Origin of the sequence: Ruegeria sp. HKCCD6119 (assembly GCF_013110585.1) — a bacterium.
Taxonomy (GTDB): domain Bacteria; phylum Pseudomonadota; class Alphaproteobacteria; order Rhodobacterales; family Rhodobacteraceae; genus Ruegeria.
This window is the reverse complement of sequence record NZ_WVQV01000004.1, coordinates 179,160-197,300: the sequence shown is the minus strand read 5'-3', so window position 1 is coordinate 197,300 and position 18,141 is coordinate 179,160. Positions and strand designations below refer to the sequence as shown.

The following is an 18,141-nucleotide window of genomic DNA, read 5'->3' as shown; positions in this document are numbered from 1 at the left end:
AGCAGATAAGAGGCCAAAATTTGTCATTCTGAAAAACCTCGTGTTTGACGCTGACAAAAAAGGGGCCGATTGAAGAACCGGCCCCAAAGTTTCAGCTGAACCGAGGGATCAGTTCGACGCTGCCATCAGTTTTTCGTTGTGCTCGCGCAGCGTGTCGGAGACGATCGCATACCATTCCCCGGTTTCGCGCATCTCGTTCAGGCCTTTGTTCAGCATCGCCAGGTATTGCTTGCCGAACGGATTGCTGCGGTGGCTGATAAAGCGCAGCGAGGAAAGCGAGGTCACGTACGGGTTCTCAACCAGGTCGTTTTGGTTCAGGCCCATTTCAACCATTGTGTCCGAGAACAGCTGAACTTCAAAGGTTGCAACATCTGCGGTGCCGGTCAGGACCGCGTCAAGGCATTCGCGTGCGGTGATCGGCTGCATCAGCGTCATGGTTTCACCGTTGTGCAGACCTTCCTGTTCCAGATCATGGATGAACCAGCCATCCATACGGCAGATCGTGGCGCCCTTCAGCTCTTCAAAGGTTGTCGCGTTCGCATACTGGCTTTCCGGAATGGTGTAGAACCCGACGACAATGTCGTAGACCGGAACAGATGAATCGAACTGGGTGCAGCGCACCTCGGTTTCCCAGGACCATTCGTAGGTGCGGTTGGTGCAATCCGGCATGTTCCACGCCATGGACACGTCAAAGGCGCCAAGAGGCAGAAGAGTTTCCAAGTGCGAGTTCCAATCATCCACGAAGCTTACGGAATAGTCGCGCGCGTTGCCGCCACGCTGCAAAGCCGTGGTGCCCAGACGGGTGATTGCTCCGCCGCCGTTCAGCGATTCATCGGCGAAAGGTGCCCAGCCATTGCCGGTCACCAGCTTGATCGGTGGCTGGTAGACGCTCGAACGTTTGACGCTGGCCGCGCGTTGTTCTTCAGCTGCGATGATTTCCTGCGCGCTCTGACCATTGGGCAGGCTACCGTCCTCACAGGGAAGGGCCAGAACCAGACCTGGCTCCAGAGCGTTGGGGTTGGTGATTTCGTTCCGGTTCGCGTTGAAGATCGGCTGATAGTTCGACGTGCCGTAGGCTGCGATTGCAATGGTCGCCATGGTGTCGCCGTCTTGGACGGTATAGTTGGTGCAAGCTTCCTGTGCTGCAGCGGCACCTGCGCTCAGAGCGGTAATAGCAGTTGCTGAAAGCGCTACCTTTTTCATCTTCTCGTTAAACATGTCCACTTCCTCCAGACTTTAGTTTGTCAGGCCAGATCGGGGCCTTATCCATTTTCCATTTGATGACGCAGGGCGGTTGACACGATGTCGCGCCATTCGCCCGATTGCTGCATGATTGCCAGACCCTGATTCAGCGTCTCAAGGATCGCTTCCCCATCAGGATTATCTTTGTGGGTCATGACGTTGAGCGACTTGATGGCCGCAAGGTTGGGGTTTTCGATAATCCGGTGCTTGTACCCAAGCCGTTCAATTGCCTCGGCTGCCAGATGTGCCTCGATGGCGACGATATCTGCGGTGCCTTCCATCAAAGCGTGAAAGCAATCATCCGGTGACGTTGGCCGCAGAAGTTTGATGACCGGTTCGTACAGGCTTACAGCGTCCATGTGAGACAAAGACCAACCCTCTGGCCGGCAGATCGTTGCACCGGCAAAATCGGCATAGGTCAATGTCTCCTCATAGCCGGAACCTTCGCGGGCGAAGAACGTATCCACGACCTCGTAGAACGGGTTTGAGAAATTGTAGGTCTCGCACCGATTGCGATCATCTTCCGACAGCGCAACGGCCTCTTCGCAATTGGGACGCGACCAGGGGAAGGTGGCGTCAAATGCGAGTGTCGGCATCAACAGGTCCAGATGCGAAGACCAGTCATTCACGAACTGAATCTTGTAGGCCTGTTCGGGAGCGGCACGAAACATCGCTGTCTCAACCAGATGGGTATAGAGCCCCCGATTGGGCAGAGATTCATCGGTGAACGGAGCGTAGTTACCGCCAGTGATCAACAGCAATTGACGGTCCCGGATTTCGGGCCGTTCGCCCGTTCCGGCATTTCGGATCAAAGCGGCAGCTTCGGCACGGGCGGCTTCGATCTCTTCCTTGGCAGCAGCGCGTGCTGCAACGACCGCCTCTTCACTCGCGTTCTTTGCCTCGGCTTCCGCTGCCGCAACGCGGGCTTCCGCTTCGGCCACGGCTTTCTCGGCGCGTTCTTCTGCGGCTTTTACCAGCTCTGCCGCCATTTCGGCGGCCAGCCGCTCTGCCTCGGTGTCAGCAAGCGCCGGAGCACGCCCGACATCTTCCAGACAGGGCAGTTCCAGAACGTCGCCGACGCGGATGATATTGGGGTTGGAACCGATAACATCCCGGTTCGCGTCGAAAATGATGCGAAAGTCCTCGGTCGCATACACTTCGATTGCCAATTCCCGTAAGCTATCGCCGCGTTGAATTTCATAACTTGAACACGCCTCTTGCGCAGATGCCGCGCCCGTGGCGGCAGCAAGGGCAAGGCTTGATATGAGTAAGTGCTTTATCATGGGTCCTGTTGCTTTGCCTGTTTAGGTTCTTGTGAGTTTCGCCACTGCGATAGAAAGATTGTCCTGATCCGGGTCACCCTTGGCCTGCACAGCCGTCAGCAATGCTTCGGCAATGTCTTGAGCCAGCCCCTGTTGATGATCCCGCAGAATGGCTTGAATTTCGGTGTCGCTGATGTACTGCAACCCATCACTTCCAAGGATCAGGACATCGGCGGGCGACACGATCAATGGATCTTCCGGGCAATCCACTTTGGGAATGGCCCCGCCTGTAACCACGGACGTTAATTGATTGCTGTCCATGTCCCGGGCCACCGCTTCGGTGATCTCGCCCGAAGCCACTTTCGACGCAATCACGGGTGCCATCGAGTGGTCTTCGTTGACCTGCGTCAACGCTCCGTCCCGAAACAGGTAAAGAGGGCTGTCGCCGATCGAAATCCAGAACACACGCCGCCCCAGAAGAAGGACACCCAACATGGTTGATCCCATGTTGAAGCCATGACCCCTGGCCTCGGTGTAGTTGGCGATCGCGGCATTGGCGTGCATGGCGGCCAAAGGAAGCGCATCTATCGCGGATCCTTCGTTCAGGGTTTCTGCCTCAAGTTCTGCGTCCAGCGCGTCGCGCCATGCAGCCACTACCATTTCCGAAGCTATTTCACCCGCCTCATGGCCGCCCATACCGTCCGCAATCACAACATAGCCCGCGTCCGACGCGTCAAACATGCGGGCTGCAATCGCGTCTTCCTGCGTTTCCCGCTGACCCTGGTTCAGGATCAGCGCAACATCATATGCCGGAGTTGCCAGCATTTATCAGGAATCCCGCCAATCAAAACCGTCGTCGCAGAAGGCCATGAACCGGATCGAGGTTTCGCTGATGCGGATCAGGTCTCCGTTGGACAGGGCCACGGTGCTGAGAACAGGTTTGCCGTTCAGACGTACAAGATTGGCCTTGCCGCCATGGCCCAAGTAACACTTCCGGTCTTCGGGGTCATAGGCGATGACTGCATGGTTCGAGCGCGAGATGCCGGTATCGCCAAAATCCAACTGAATGGTCTGGTCATCGTTGCGCCCGATTTGCATCAGGCCTTCGGTGAGCGTAATGCTTGAACCTCGTCCCGGACCGGCTGTTACGACCAGCCAGCCCACCGGGAATGTCTCTTGCGCCGCTTCTGCTTTCGCTACGGGTTCGGAGGATTCGATCAGGTCCTGAACATGCGTATCGGCGCGCTCAAATCCCAGAAATGTCGTCTTGACCCGTGAACGGCGATCCTCGACCGGGGCAGGGGCTGTTTCAACCTGCTCAATCACCGGCTCAACCGCGTCTTCGACCTGCTTCTCTTCTGGGGCCGGAGCTTCGGCAACCTCAACCTCGCCGACTTCTGGCTCGGTAGGTTCGGACACGACCTCGGCCGTTGCTTCCTCTGGCGAAGTCTCGGCGGGTGTTTCCGTCACATGCAGGGTGACAACCTGCTCGACCTCAACCAGTTCTTCGACATTCTCTTCCACCAGAACGTTTTTCAGAGCGTCGCCCTCTTCCAAGTTGTCTTCTTCCGAACTGTCTTCGGCAAAGATCGACTCCTCGGGTTCGGCCACTGCCTCCGGCTCGGCCTCGTCAAACTCGGGCATCTTTTCTTCGGGGATCAGTTCATCCGTTTCCTCATAGGATTCGGATGTCATGTTTCCACCGGCCAATGCGGCGCGCAAAGCGTTGAAATCCGCAATGGGTTCCTGCTTTTCTTCTTCGCTTACAGCACCGTCTACTGTGGTCGGTTTCTCGGCAACGTCTTCTTCTTTGGATTTGCCGGCACCTTCGAGAAGCCGGCTCAGAGGGCTTTTGTATTTGAACATGGTGTCGACACCTTCAAGTTAGTGACGCAGATAAGCCGCGTCGTAAGCTGCTACTGTTCCCTGCACTTCAGCGCAGAGCCACTCAATGGATACCCATGGGAACTGGTACATTCTGCGGCGGGCCGGTTCCCGCCAGGGTGGCACACCTTGATACCACCCTCAGCAAACACACACTGGCAGATCACTTTCGAACCGGTCAGATTACTCCTGTGCAAGTTGCATGATTGCGGCCGTCTCGGCCCCATTGCGCAACACTGTCAGATTTGCCTCAGGCTGCTCGCTTGAAACGAGTGCGGCCAGCATCTCATCAAGGCTTTCCGAGCCGTCAAATGTGATGCCGGAATGGCTTTCATTCAGAAGGACATCGTCTTTTTGCAGGCTTACTGCCGCGTCAGCCGGAACTGCGTTCACCGTGGTTTGCCATCCGCTATTGCCATCGGCGCTCACGGTAAAGGTGTAACCATTTTCTAAACCAACGGATCGTATGGCGGGAAGGGCCAACAAACCATTTTGCGCCCGGGTCTGACCCAGCGGGCGATAGCGGGCAGCAACCCTTGTGTACCCATCGGCATCAACCTTCAGGTTATCCAGAACCTGCGCCGCAAAAGGTACATCCTGGCGGACCGGGCTGCCATTCAGGGTATAGATGACAGCGCCACGCTGTACCCAATCGCCGATCACGCTCATGTCCTGATTGGCGTCCACCCCCGTAACTGCAATGGTGGCTCCGGTAGAGCCGCGGCGGCGGGATGTCTGGAAGGGGATATCGACATCCCAATGCGCAAACGCCACCTGCTGTTCCGCCGGAACACCGGCGTTGGCGATTGCATCAGTCGCAGGTGTCTCGATCTCAGACACTGCTGCAATATCAGTCACTTCTTCCGACTGTGCCGGAATTTCGGAACGTTCAGTGTCTACGGAGGCTGTTTCTGTGGCAGCTGGCTCCGCAGGTACTGATTGTGCCTGCTCGACAGGCTCTTCCGGTTTGGGTTCGGGTGCAACGGCCACTTCGGGTTCGGGATCGGTGGCCTCTGTGACAGAAGGATCGGTAACGGGCGCCTCTGTCTCAGCGGATTGCATGTCTGCCATGGGCTGCGCGACCGGTATTTCTGCCTGGTCTTCTGTCTTGTCGGCGGACATCACAAAGAAACCACCTGCGGCTAACGCAACTGCAACAACAGCCGCGCCTGCAATCAGCTTGCCGCTGCCGCCGGACCCGCTCTGAACCACTGTATCGACAGCGACCGGGGTTTCCTCTTTCTTTGAGATTTTGGTCAGATCGCTATCTTTTTTGTCTTCGTTGCCAAGAACGATGTCCGAGTTTCCGGCCAGCAGGGCCGTAACTACGGCTTCGGCGTTCTCGCTTTCGGCCTTGATCCGGGCCTTTTCTTCCTCTTTGTCTTTGCGATCCATGCCGACAATCACGGACACGGGCCGATAGGCGAATGTGTCGAACATGACGCCAGGGCCGCGGAACATGCGCAACCAATCCAATGCAGATTGAAGACGATCCGTGGCGTGAACTTCCATCGCCTTGTCAATCGCCTCGAGGAACCCGTCTGGGTATCCTTCGAAACGACCGGTCAACGGCGTGTAGGGGTCATCCTGCCCGTTGTTGAACGCGTTCAGGCGGCTCTGGCCGTCGATGGGGCGTTCACCGCTTATGGCGTGATAAAGCGTGGCGGCCAGAACATAAAGGTCGCTGCTGGGCCCTTGATCCGCGCCCCGCACATAGAATTCGTGCGGAGAGTATCCATCCTTGATCACGCGCAGGGTCAGCAATGCTGCCGATTTGTTCGCCGCTTGCTCGCGTGCGGCGCCAAAATCGATCAGGACGGGGTCTCCGTTTTCATCAATCAGAATGTTGTCCGGCGAAATGTCCCGATGCAACATGCCGCTCTGGTGAATGAAAGACACCGCGGACAACATTTTTTCGGTGACCTGAACGATGAAATCAGGGCCGCCGTCATTCTCCGGGTTTTCCACGTAATCCAGCAGGTCGCACCCACGGATGAGATCCATTGCGATATATGCGGTGTCATTGTCTTCGAACACCTGATGCACATCTACGATATTGGGATGTACCAGACGCGCATGATTGCGTGCCTCCTGAATAAAGAGGTCAATGATCGAGCGCAGGTCGTCCTTGAAGGACGGGTCGTTTGGTTCGACCAGATCACCGTTGCGGCGGCACAGCGCTCCGGGGAAGCACTCTTTGATCACGACGTCGCGCTCCAGGCTGTCGCGCGCCAGGTAAGTGATCCCAAATCCGCCGTTGCTGAGATAGCGGAGGATTTCATACTGCCCGCGCAACAGCTTTGCGCCTGGCTGCAATCCTTCAATTTTCGGTTCGTCGTGCGTCGCGCCGACAGCCTGGTTGTGGCTCATTTCAATCCGCCCGTTCTATTCATTTTGCGGCTTAGAAAAACCGGGCCGACAGCCCACGAACTCACAACCAAAAACAACCGCAGGACACTTGAGAACGGTTAGACGTTTCAAATTTGACTTTATTGGGGCCGCCTGATGGCTTCACTATGGATCGTTTTTCGCGTGATGGCATATGTTGTGCTTAATGGTATATGCGGATCTATATATAGACAATGAGTATGGGCTGATTGAAAACTTAAACCCGAAATCAAGCGTGTTGGTCCACGAATTCGAAACAATAAAGGGCCGATTCCTCGGCCCTTCGAATCGCTGCAATGCAGCTCAATCTTGACGGGAAAGCGTCAGGTTCCGGTTTTCGGCTGCGCCGCTGCGACCGTGCTGCCAGCCCATGCAAGGTTGTCGCCCAGCTGCGCCAGAATGCTGATTGCGTCCTTCAATGGTGCGTCCCCGCTTTCGAATTGCAGCAACAGAAGCAAATCTGTCGCCTTTTCAAATTCAGCGGGAATCCAATCAGCTTCGGGGTCGATTTCGCCACCTTGTTCCAGCCGTTCCGCAAAATCTTCGACGATCTCCTGACAGCTGCTCAGAAACGCGGCCGGTTCGATATCAGAGGTTTCACGTAGATCTTCATAGATGCTTGCTATTGCGGCCAGCCAGTCCTCGAGAATGGGGTTGTTCAACGGGGGCAGGGCAGACCCAAGCGTTGACTGCATTGATGCGGTATCATTCGAAACAGGCTCTGGCTCTGCGCCCTTCAGCGCCTCAAGATAGGGCAGGAAGTCCTGCTGCAAATCTTTCCGCGCAGCCTCGAGATCGCCGCGGCGCCGGTCGGATGCCGCTTCCAGCACGTGTTCCGCAAGGTTCTGCCCGCCGCAGGTTTCCCAAAGCGCAAAGTCGGGCTCTGGCTCCTGCGCCATGGCACGCACGGCGACCGGCGTACCAATTGGGACAACGGCGCGGAACATTCCTTCTTTTTCCTTGTTCAGACGCGCAAGGACGCGCTCCAGGGCACCCTGCACCGGTGGCAGATCAGCATGTGTTACGGCGAGCAGGCTGTTGGCCCGAAGCTCCGGGGGCACCTGAGACCACAAGTGACGCTCGGTCTCGCGCCAGGCATTGGTTCCATTTGTGCACCAGATGGCACAATCGACGAATTTCAGCAGATCCAAAGTCGGCTTGTAGGTATCATCCAGAGCACCCGAGCCCGGAAGATCAAACAGCGATATTTCCTTGAGGGCCGGAGTATTGATACCGACCGATATGAAATCGGGCTCTTCCTGGGCCGCTTTTTCCAGCACTATGCCGGAGTATGTCTTTGGTTCCCTGTTCCACCAACCGACAGTCGTTTCGGGCGCATCCGCGTATGCGACGATCACAAGCGGCAATTTCAGATGCTGCGGGCCGGTTGGCAGAATGTCCGCGCCAGCCAGCATGTTCGCCAGACTTGACTTGCCTGCGCCGAATTCCCCAGCGAAACCGATATTGACCGCGTTTGACAGACGTTCAGCGTGGGACAGAGCCCGCGCACGCATATCCTCCAACGCCTCGTCAGGCGTCAGGTTTTCAGTTGCGGTCAGGAAGCGCTCCAGTTGGCGTACTTCCTTTTCAGTTCCGGGAAATTCAATCATTCCGCAGCCTCTGCTTGTCTTTCATCCGCATCGGGTGTTCCAAAAACCGTCTCCAGCTCAGCTGCAATGCGACGTGCTTTGTCGAAGGCACCTTGCGCTTCCGCCTGGGCGTTCAGTTCTCCTGAGTTGGAACGGTGCTCAAGATGACCGGCCAGAAGGGCCATATAGTGGTCCAGAACCGTATTCAGCCGTTCCGACAGATCGTCGCGGGTCGTGTCGATCAGGTCATCCCCGATCAGCTCGAACTCCTGCACGATCAGCCGTTCTGCACGCGCCACAACGCTATTGCGCGAGATCAGACGCGACAGCCAGTTTACACGCAATTCAACGGTAATGCCACGGGTCAGGGCGGTGGTGTCCGGCCGGAACCAACGTACAGCACTGGTGTTCATGCGATTGTCGACCGGCTCTTGCCATCCCGGCAATGCCCGCAAGGCGGCATTGCAATGCATGTCGATCGCGTAAAGCTCGCTGAGCATGCGCTGCCGAACAACTTGCGATGCCCCCTGTACCAGTTCACGCATACGCTCGCGCAATGGCGTAAAATTAAGCTCGGTCTCTCCGCCTTTTGCCAGCAGAGGCGACTGGCCGTCCGGCCCGCGCACAACGATAGCCACCGATTCCGAGACAGTGTCATCCATGACCCCGCGCAGATTCGACAGAACATCATCCATGTCACGCGTGATCTCTTGCGTTTTTTCAGCAATCAGTTTCCGCAGGTCGCCAAGTGTCTTGTCGCTTTCATCGGTATTTCGGACATCCAAGCCGTCTTCATCTTGCAGCGCCCGCAAACGAACCTGAGAGCGCTCAAGCTCCCCGCGTGCGAAGCTGTCGAGATGTTGCCAGGCCATACGCAACTGTTCGTTGATCGGTCCGTCCGTCAAAGCCTGAGTGACATGACGGCGCAGATCGGGCAGGCCGGACGCAATCATTGCGGCAAAGCGCAGAACCGCTTCGCGGCTGATCGGTCCCGGGCCTTGTTTGATCTCGGCCACACCGTTGAGATATTGCTGCATCTGTTCCGGGTGGGCGCGCAGCCATGCCAGAACGTGGTCGTGGTTCACTCCGGTTTCATCACCGGTCAGAGCATAGTGCGCCCATTGCGCGCTGCCCATCAGGACATCGATGTTCGAGTTGCCGAGCGCCTTTTCCAACCCCTCCAATACATCCAGACGAACCTTGGCCGCGTCTTCGGCCCCGCCGCCCAGTTCATCCACACGGTTGATGAAGACGACGATCTGCCCAAGTTCCAGCGCTTGCATCAACCGGAACAGTTTCAGATCCGCGCGCGACAATGCCTGATGCGCGGACAGAACCACCACAAAGAAATCGGATTCCTTCAGATACTGTCGTGAAATTTCTTCACGGATCAGCAGGGGGTCATTTACACCGGGCGTGTCGGTGACCGTCAGCGGAAACGGAAAATGGCCCAAGTCAAAATAAACCTCGGCCTTGCGAGTGATGTCGCTGTAAAGGCCGCGATCGCTTCCGGGGTCCAAAGCCCCGTCCTCGGACGGATCATCCCCGGCACAGACATATCTGGCGAGGTCATCTGACGTCAGTTCGTCCAGATCGTGCTGTTGGCCCAGCAGCTGTTCATAGCTGTCACCCAGACGCCGACGCGCCCGGACCTTCATGGCCTCGACCTGTTCTTCGATCATCTCGCGCTTATAGCTGTCCTCGTCATCGGGAAACATGTTGCGCAGTTCTTCACCTTCGGCGATCAGCGATTGCCATTGGTAATTGTCGAAGAAGTGGAATTCGGCACCTTGGGTTCTGCGGGAAGGGTGCCCGAAATGCATGTCGGTTATAACAGTTGTCCAGGGGTTTACATCCGACGGCAAATACTCTGCCTGACCGGTGAAGCCGTTGATCAGACGCGATTTTCCAGCCTTGATTTGCCCGACAAACGCAATTGACGGTTTCAGATTGCTAAGATCACCAATGATGCGCGAAATGAATTGGCGCGTTTCATCATTGCTTGCCCCGTTCATTTCTTCTGCTATGCGAATAAGTTCGCGGCGATGTGTTTCACTCATTACTCATTACCCTGATTACAATAATAAACAGATTGAAGTAGTCGAAAATTTGAATTCAACGGAGGCAATCATTTCTCGGCCTCCTGCAAAGAGGTCCACAGGTTGACGACCGCCCCCAGTTTGCGAGCTTCGTGGATGGCGACCGCGATCTGACCTTGGTCACTCAAGACGGCCAGACCAGCCCCTTTCCCGCCCGATGGCCGCATGACAATCAGTTGCGGGTCTTCACTCTCATGCTGAGAGTCGCCATCCCAGCCGGCAAGATCAGCCACAAAACGGGCCAGCGTGTCCTGGTCGGGATGCGTCGGCTCAGATGGCTTGCAAACGCCTTCCAAAAGAGGTGCGGCTTCGTCCGAATTGTCCACGAACACACGACCCGAGGCAAAGCGGCTCGACGCTTCAAAAAAACGTTGGGCAAGTGTTTCCGCTGCATCGGGTGTTGCCTCGGCGGATGGAAAGTCATCAACAGGTTTCTCAGCACTCGGGACGACGGAAACAATCGGCTCGGACGGAAGCTCAATGGCAGCGCAGGCTTTCTCGATTTCACTGAAGGTGATACCCACGTCATCCACTTCAAGCGCTGTGTCCGGTCTGCCCGACGTCAGTTCAAGCGGAGCAGGCGAACCGGAGATGCCGGAGACCAATCCGGCTAGTTTCTCGATCAGTTCGGCGCGTGATTCCGTTTCAAAGTCCGGAACCTCACCTGCCGGAACCTTAAAAACATCCGTGATCCGGGAGCTGTTCACCTCGATTGCCAGACAATCCCCGTTTGCGGCGGTAAATTCCAACCGGCGCGGCAATACTGTGCCGCGGATTGCCCGCAATACCGCAGAACGGCGCGCGGCCGCTGTTTCCCCAGCGATCCGCACGGTCGGAGACAGCCGTGCGACCGAGGTCCGCCTGATATCTTCAAGCAGGTCGAGAATGTCCGTGTCCATCATGCCGTGACCCCCTCTGGTCCCGTTCAAACCGCGGCCGCGACCGGCCCCAGACTGAGATGTGATTTGGTAAGCGCCAGTCCGACATTCGCACTGTTGCGACAGATATAGCAGACCACATGATCAGGATATTCCTTGGTCCGCAGAAAGATGTTCAGCCTGTCCTTGGAAAAAACGGCGACTTCCCCGAAGCCAGCGTTTTCTTCGTCTGCACTGCCGGCCTGACGCAAGAGCGCTTCAAAGGCTGCAACCCCGCGCCCCTGAAACAGATTGGCCACAGCCACCGCCAAAACATCCAACGAATCCGCGCAGTCGGAATCAGAAACAGAGCTGCCCAAAAGCATCCCCGTCTCCATGTCGATATACCCGGCTGCTATACAGTCGGGTATCGTTTCCATGGCGGAGTTCAGTGCGGTTTGAATAGACATCTAATCCATTGTTTTCATTTATGAGTTTCTCATTACTTCGATTCGGACACCCTTACAACACATGCCATTCAGCACCGCTGTTTTCTTTGGCTTTCGGAATGGATCGAAGTGCCTCTTTGGTTTGCCTTTCGTTGTGTTCAATGGCGATCTGATCAAACTCGGCCAGAAAGGCCTTGAATACGTTCTTCAGCCCTGCTGCATCCTGCGGCAAGTCTTCATTTCTTGAAACCTCGTGCCACATATCCGACGCGCTGAGAGGCGATCCGACCGCAACTTCGTGCAGGTCACCTAGCGCGGCAACGTTTCTTTCAACTGCGTCAACCTGTTCGGTGGTGGCAGCTTCGATCAAACCGCTGGTTTCGGGTTCCGGCTCATACTCATCCGCAGTGTTGCCGGTTTGCGCGGCCATCAATGCCGTAATCGAGGATACAGAAACTTCTATGCCGCGATCTTCAGCCAAATCGGCCTGCTCGGATTCCTCTTCTGCGCCATCCGGCACGATCGGGGTCTCTCGCATCGAAGTGTTCAGCGAGGCAAGCACGTCATCGGAATTGTCAACAGCCGCAAGAGGTGCGGGGCTGATTTCCGCATCATCCAGAGCGCCCGTGTCGTCATCCAATTCGTCCTCCAGATCGGCGTCAACGGACAGCTCGAATTCGTCTTCGTCATCCTCAAGGCCCGCGACATTCGTCAATTCCAGCGGGTCGTTCGAGGTGTCTTTGAAAAAGGAACGCAGATCATCGCTTGTGTCGGGTTCAACGGGCAGCGGAACCGGCTCTGATGTCATCTCTGCGCGCAGCCGTTCAGCCTCTTCGGCATCGATCCGAACCCGCTCGGCCTCATCCGAGCGCCGCTCGACCCGGGCAGGTCGTACCGGGAAGCTGGTTACAACTGTTTCGCCTACAGCGTTCGATTGCCCGGCGGCCTCCAACGGGTTCACCAACCTCAAGGGTGTGGCTTCGTCTTTGGCTGTCGGCTCGTTTGATGAACGGGCAGGGCGCAAAGGTTTGACTTTGGGTGCGTCGGCTTGGCTCTTGTCGATCTGGTATCGAGCCAGCTGATCGGCACGGTTGTCCATAATCTGTTCCGTGATCTCCAGGAAACTGTCGATCATCTTGCCGCCGCCGCTGCGCGACCACATCTCGGCATCGCCTGTCTTGTCCCGGGCCGTGATCGCGTCGCGGGCCGAAAACAAAATGGACCGATTGAACAGGTGACCAGCTTCGCGGTTAACGCGGCGCAGTACTTTTTGACGGTCTTTGAGGCTCAGGGCATCTGCCCGCGTCACCAAAAGCAACGAGTTGTGTTGCAACCTCTCGGGTAGGGAAACCCATGTCGCGCGTTCGGTTTCGCGCCAGGCTTGTGTCGCGTGGGTACACCACAAAACGCCGTTTGCCTGACCCACCGCGCGTTGCCACACATCCGTCGAGATCTTGGGGTCCGAAATGCCGGGTGTGTCAATCAGGTCGACAGCTTCCAGAATATCGGCCTCAAGGAAGATGCGGATGAACTGTGCGTCATTGACGCCAACGGTTTCAAGCTGATCCAGTTCGATCAGTTCAGTACTTCCGTCATGGCGTTTGATATAGGGCGCCTGATTGCCCCAGCTAAACCAGACCGGTGGCAACTGGGTTGCCGTCACCTGCGTCGGCAAGGTCTGCGTTCGCAGCAAAAAGTTCATCAACGTGGATTTGCCGGCGCTGAACTCGCCCATCAGGGCGAAAACCGGTTTGCGACGGGACCACTGCTCGATGCGTTCCCATGCCTTCGGAGAAACAAAGCGTGTTTGTGTATCTTTTGCCATTTTTCTACTTATGCCGCTTCGTTGCTTAGATCTTTCAGTATGTCACCCAGAATCTCGTCCTTGGATTTCTGTGGCTGCAAGCCCGCCATCGCCGCCGCAGTCTGACCCGGGTTCTTGTCGGCAGAAGACGAGATGCTCAGCAGAGTTTCCTTCTGCTCGCGCAGGAAATCCGTCAGGATCGCGCGAACGTTTTCCAGAACCGCCGCGATCTGGTTTTCCTCGATATCCTTGGTGATCGAATTTGCCTCGGACGCGATCAACCGCGTGTAATCCGCCGCATATGCCTCAAACCCCTTTCGTCGTTGCCACCAACGTCGCCACCAGGTGCTTTGCAAGTCCAGTGCGATCGTCCGGCCGATGCCGAGAGGCGGTGGAACACGGGGAACAATGGGCGCTTCGATGCTGAATTCGCCCAGATGGTTGCCGAGTATCTTATGATAAAGCGCTTCAACATCCGCAGCAGCGGTTGCGTACAACGCCCCGGCATCTTTTCGCATGGCGCGGGCGAAACTGAAATAGGCAGCTTTTTGCAACGTCCGCAAACCTGCTGGATCGTATTGCCATGTGCCTTGTTCGCCATTTTTTTCAAGATGCGCGATCAGAGAGTCCGTCGCGCGTTTGACGAAATTGTCCTCGGCTGACTTCAGACGCTCCAACACCTTGTCGCGCAGCGCATTTGTCAACTCGGCGACTTTCTTTTCGTATTCGGCTGACACCGTGTTAACCGCCTCTTCGGGCGATACGCCGTCAAGATCCCGTGCAACGCCTTCACCTTCGGAAAGATTCCTAGCAACCGCAGTCGCGCGGATCTGACTGGCAATGTTTCGCGCCCGATGGCGGACGCGGTCCATCAGTCGCGCTCCGGCACCTTCTGCAATGCGCTCATTCATGGCCAGTAGCAGATCGGGCAGACCGGACAGCGCCCAGATTTTATCGAGCGAGGCCGCCTGATCACCGAAACCGGCGGCCAGGTAGAACGTATTCAAAGCCTGGCGCGACTCTTCTGTCAGAATATCCGGGTTCCCGGTCAACGCCGCTTCGGCCCACAGCGCACTGCCAAAAACGACGCTGGTATTTGTGTCGATATTGTTCTGTTTCAGCGTGTCCTGAATGCGGTCACGGATCTCTGGCACCTGGCTCACAGGATCGGACAGCTCGTCGATCCGGTTGACGAACAGGATGATCTGCCGGTTCTCGAACTGCGCGATAATGCGCATCAGGGCCATGTCCATTGTCGTCAGGGCCTGGCTTGCCGCCAATACCACAACGCAGACTTCGGATCCGCGCAGGCTGCGCAGAGTGATTTGTTCGCGCACCATGAACGTATCGTTCACACCCGGTGTGTCGCACAGTTTCAGCGCGATGGGGTATTGCGGAATGTCCATATACAGCTCGGCTGATTTGGTGACATCAGCAAACCGGCCTGTTTTGGGATCAATATCGGGATCGTCTTCATCGCCCAGGCAGACATAACGCTGAATCAGTTCCTCATCGAAATGATCATACTGATGGCTTTGACCCAGGATCAGGTCGAAATGTTTGCCAAGACGTTCCTCTGACTTGGCCTTCATCTCACCAATCTGGCGGCGGATGTCTTCCATCTCGTCATCTGCGCCGGCGCGATTGGCCAATTCGCCAAGACGACCGCCACCGACCATCAGGTTGTCCCATTCTTCCTGCTCGAAGAACGTGAACTTGGCCTTTGTGTCACCGGGCGGGCGCGTGTTGATGTTCAACGTCGTAACCACCGACGTCCAAGGGTTGACGTCTGACGGAAGCAGGCCGGGGTGCCCGGCAAGAATATTGACGATCGAGGATTTTCCGGCCTTGACCTGGCCCACCATCGTGACACTAGCGGTAAAGTTCTCCATCCGGGTCTTGAGGGTCGCCAGCCGTGCCGAGGAGCGCGCATCAGCCACCTCAGTCAGTTGATCAATCTGAGCCGTCAGTGAAGCCATGGTCGCCGTCATCGGTGCCAGTGCTTCGTTGCCCACAGACAAAAGGTGATCGTTGCGCGCCATACTTAACCTCCGGTTCCCGTTGCAGCTATTTCGGGTTCGTGCGCGACACGCCCCGCCGGAATGCTTGTCAGAGTGTCGATCCGCGCGATCAGGTCCAATGCATTGCCCAGAATTTCAGCTTCGGCCCGAGGTGTAATGGTCTCGTACGATTTGGAATCTGCCAGAACTTCGATCGAGCTGAAGCGGTCGCCGTTCTTGAGGCACGCAACACGGCGCCCGGTCGGGAAACCTTCGGATTTTGCGGCGGGCAACGGCATGCGTGCGTTCGCAAGCAGGTAATGTTCACCGGAATGCGTTCGAAGCGAAATGCCAAAGCCTGTATTCGGATGGTCGCGATTCAGAGTTTTGAGCTCACCAAGGAAACTCTCACGAGCGAAGAAGACGGCTTCTTGCTCGGCGGCAGCGGAGGGATTCAAATCGGTCACAGCAGAAAGCCTTGTATTGGAGTTGAGCAAAAAAACTCGTACCGGCGCCAAAGTGGCAAAAAGACTCATTAACTCCTGATAAACAACAAGTACCTTCAAGGCGGTGTTATTTTGGCGCGAATAAGATTTTTTAGCGGTTGAATTGTGGCGGCAATGTGGTCGATCTCTCATAAGAATGCCTCAACCGACGCGAGTATCTCGATGAGGCAGATCAGACCGAGAAACGTCCGGCAAGCTTGTATGCATGCATAGTCGGCGCAGCCAAATGACGCGAAGGTGACGTCTTTTCAGGTGCATTCGAAAGATTTGGAGGTCGAAAACCTTTTGATTTTTTACTTTCGAATAAAAACAGATATTTATGTTTCGTTGCTTTACCGAAAACACCGGATCTGGAGGATGTAACCATGTTCCGTGTCAGATCCAGTAACACAGTCTGCGACAGTTTTCCGGATCAGACTGCATCAACTCTGGTCCGTTGTGCCTTGATTCTCCATCAAGTCTGGCGGCACAAGTTCCGACTTGTAGTTCTGGCGTCTATTCAACGTTAGCGCGTTTTTAATGGCTTGATTGTGCCAGGCGTCAACCTGAGAACCAAAAGTCGAAAAGCAGCGTCATATAGCTGCTTGCAAACCGGTTGCAGGTAGGGTTTCAGACGCCTCTGGTTTCGCGACCGTTGCGTTGCTTGCGGTATCAACCAGGCCGAAAACAGGTTGCAGTTTTCAACCAGGCAGCCCGGCAAGTCACAAACTTTCTATTCCTCGAATTTTCCCTCTCGCACTCCGATGCAAGCTTTGTTATTGACCGCTTCATTCCAGCGCAAACGCGCTTGGTTGCGGGTGTGGCGAAATTGGTAGACGCACCAGATTTAGGTTCTGGCGCCGCAAGGCGTGGGGGTTCAAGTCCCTCCACCCGCACCATATGAATTTACCATAATCATCATTATACGAATTATAATTGCGCCCGGGTGCGCGCTACTTCCAAGTGCGACGCCTATTAGAAACCAATGGGTTATCTAATGAGGAGGTCATGGCGAGAGGACAGTGTATTTGCAACTCAGCATCGAAGAGCGCCGTAGAATTCAGCGCCGGAGGCAGGCGGAAGTTCCTGTTCGAGAAATGGCACGTGTGTTGAAGTGCTCGAAAGCCACCATCCATCGAGAGATCAAGCGAAACTTCTTCTCGGATCCTTGTCTGCCGAAATGCGATAGCTACTACGGCGCGTCTGCGCATCGGAAAGCTGCGGATCGGCGCGACCGGCAACGTAAACTGATCCGCCATCCCGAGTTGCGCAAGCGTGTCGTCGAGCGGCTAAAGAATGGCTGGACGCCTGAGCAGATCGGCAACCGAATGATCTATGAAGGCGCAAAGCTACGCGTGTGTCAGGAAACGATCTACCGCTACATCAATTCCAGAGAAGGCATGGCCGACGAGCTCTGGTGGTATCTGCACGAGCATCGAATGTTTCGTCGGCCACGCCGCGCCAGAAAGCGCCAGCCCCCCAAGTTTGACTGTGATGTCAGCATCCTGTTTCGCCCGGATGACGTGGCGCATCGACGTCAGTACGGTCACTGGGAGGGAGATTTGATGCTGTTCAAACAGGCTCTTGGCTAGTCAAATGTCACGTCACTGGTCGAACGCGTCAGCCGGTTTACGGTGCTGCTGAAGAACCCGAACAAGCGCACGAGGCCCGTGATGGGCAAGATCATGAAGGCGGTGGGCAACCTGCCCCATCTGGTACGGAAATCCATCACCTTCGATCGCGGCACCGAGTTTGTCTCGTGGCCCAATTTGCAGGCCGAGATCGGAACGCAGACTTGGTTTTGCAAGCCGTCCTCACCCTTGCAGAAAAGCACGGACGAAAACACCAACCGCCGCGTTCAAAGATGGCCGCCAAGGAAGCGGGACATTATGGCCCTCACTGATCATGACTTGAAGGTGATCAGTGACCGCCTCAATGCGACGCCCAGAAAATGCCTGGGCTGGAAGACGCCCGCCGAGGTGTTCCGGGAAAAGATGATGGAAGAAATGGGCCGAGCCCCCTACCCTCAAAGGCAATAGGAGTCGCAGTTCAGGTATCGCTCACAGTCTTCGGATGTCGGTG

12 protein-coding genes, 1 tRNA gene and 1 pseudogene are annotated in these 18,141 nt (G+C 56.1%); 2 read left to right on the top strand and 12 right to left on the bottom strand.

Going from position 1 to position 18,141, the window contains the following annotated elements:
• Window positions 1-108: 108 nt before the first annotated feature.
• The 12 genes from GS611_RS12505 to GS611_RS12450 all read right to left on the bottom strand — a co-directional run bounded on the left by GS611_RS12505 (window position 109) and on the right by GS611_RS12450 (window position 16,212).
• Window positions 109-1,218 (bottom strand): LysM peptidoglycan-binding domain-containing protein, encoded by a 1,110-nt coding sequence (locus GS611_RS12505; RefSeq protein ID WP_171636092.1) that lies wholly within the window; start codon window positions 1,216-1,218, stop codon window positions 109-111.
• A gap of 44 nt (window positions 1,219-1,262) precedes the next feature.
• Window positions 1,263-2,525 carry a transporter substrate-binding domain-containing protein gene (locus tag GS611_RS12500; protein WP_171636090.1) on the bottom strand — a complete coding sequence of 421 codons (1,263 nt, stop codon included), beginning with the start codon at window positions 2,523-2,525 and terminating at the stop codon, window positions 1,263-1,265.
• 21 nt (window positions 2,526-2,546) lie between these two features.
• On the bottom strand, window positions 2,547-3,329 hold the full coding sequence (locus GS611_RS12495; RefSeq protein ID WP_171636088.1) for a PP2C family serine/threonine-protein phosphatase: 783 nt from the start codon (window positions 3,327-3,329) through the stop codon (window positions 2,547-2,549).
• Window positions 3,330-3,332: 3 nt separating this feature from the next.
• Window positions 3,333-4,370, bottom strand: a complete 1,038-nt coding sequence (locus GS611_RS12490) for an FHA domain-containing protein (protein ID WP_171636086.1) — start codon at window positions 4,368-4,370, stop codon at window positions 3,333-3,335.
• A 201-nt stretch (window positions 4,371-4,571) separates the two neighbouring features.
• Window positions 4,572-6,758 carry a serine/threonine-protein kinase gene (locus GS611_RS12485; protein ID WP_171636084.1) on the bottom strand — a complete coding sequence of 729 codons (2,187 nt, stop codon included), beginning with the start codon at window positions 6,756-6,758 and terminating at the stop codon, window positions 4,572-4,574.
• Window positions 6,759-7,099: 341 nt separating this feature from the next.
• Window positions 7,100-8,386: a dynamin family protein gene (locus tag GS611_RS12480; RefSeq protein ID WP_171636082.1), complete on the bottom strand. Its 1,287-nt coding sequence runs from the start codon at window positions 8,384-8,386 to the stop codon at window positions 7,100-7,102.
• Window positions 8,383-10,425, bottom strand: coding sequence for a dynamin family protein (locus GS611_RS12475; RefSeq protein ID WP_171636080.1), 2,043 nt, complete (start codon window positions 10,423-10,425; stop codon window positions 8,383-8,385). The genes GS611_RS12480 and GS611_RS12475 overlap by 4 nt, the downstream gene beginning before the upstream one ends.
• A gap of 68 nt (window positions 10,426-10,493) precedes the next feature.
• The gene (locus tag GS611_RS12470) at window positions 10,494-11,366 is read right to left on the bottom strand and encodes a hypothetical protein (protein ID WP_171636077.1); all 873 of its coding nucleotides are present in this window, start codon (window positions 11,364-11,366) and stop codon (window positions 10,494-10,496) included.
• A gap of 23 nt (window positions 11,367-11,389) precedes the next feature.
• Window positions 11,390-11,791: a hypothetical protein gene (locus GS611_RS12465; RefSeq protein WP_171636075.1), complete on the bottom strand. Its 402-nt coding sequence runs from the start codon at window positions 11,789-11,791 to the stop codon at window positions 11,390-11,392.
• A 52-nt stretch (window positions 11,792-11,843) separates the two neighbouring features.
• Entirely contained in the window at window positions 11,844-13,595 is a 1,752-nt protein-coding gene (locus GS611_RS12460) for a dynamin family protein (RefSeq protein WP_171636073.1), read from the bottom strand.
• Window positions 13,596-13,603: 8 nt separating this feature from the next.
• Window positions 13,604-15,616, bottom strand: coding sequence for a dynamin family protein (locus GS611_RS12455; RefSeq protein WP_171636071.1), 2,013 nt, complete (start codon window positions 15,614-15,616; stop codon window positions 13,604-13,606).
• Between the two features lie 2 nt (window positions 15,617-15,618).
• Entirely contained in the window at window positions 15,619-16,212 is a 594-nt protein-coding gene (locus GS611_RS12450; protein WP_253283273.1) for a hypothetical protein, read from the bottom strand.
• Window positions 16,213-16,873: 661 nt separating this feature from the next.
• On the opposite strand from GS611_RS12450, the gene GS611_RS12445 reads away from it, so the two are divergent.
• Together GS611_RS12445 and GS611_RS21160 are read left to right on the top strand one after the other, a co-directional pair.
• Window positions 16,874-16,958 (top strand) — tRNA-Leu (locus tag GS611_RS12445).
• A 123-nt stretch (window positions 16,959-17,081) separates the two neighbouring features.
• Window positions 17,082-18,098, top strand: a pseudogene (locus GS611_RS21160) (IS30 family transposase).
• Window positions 18,099-18,141 lie beyond the last annotated feature (43 nt).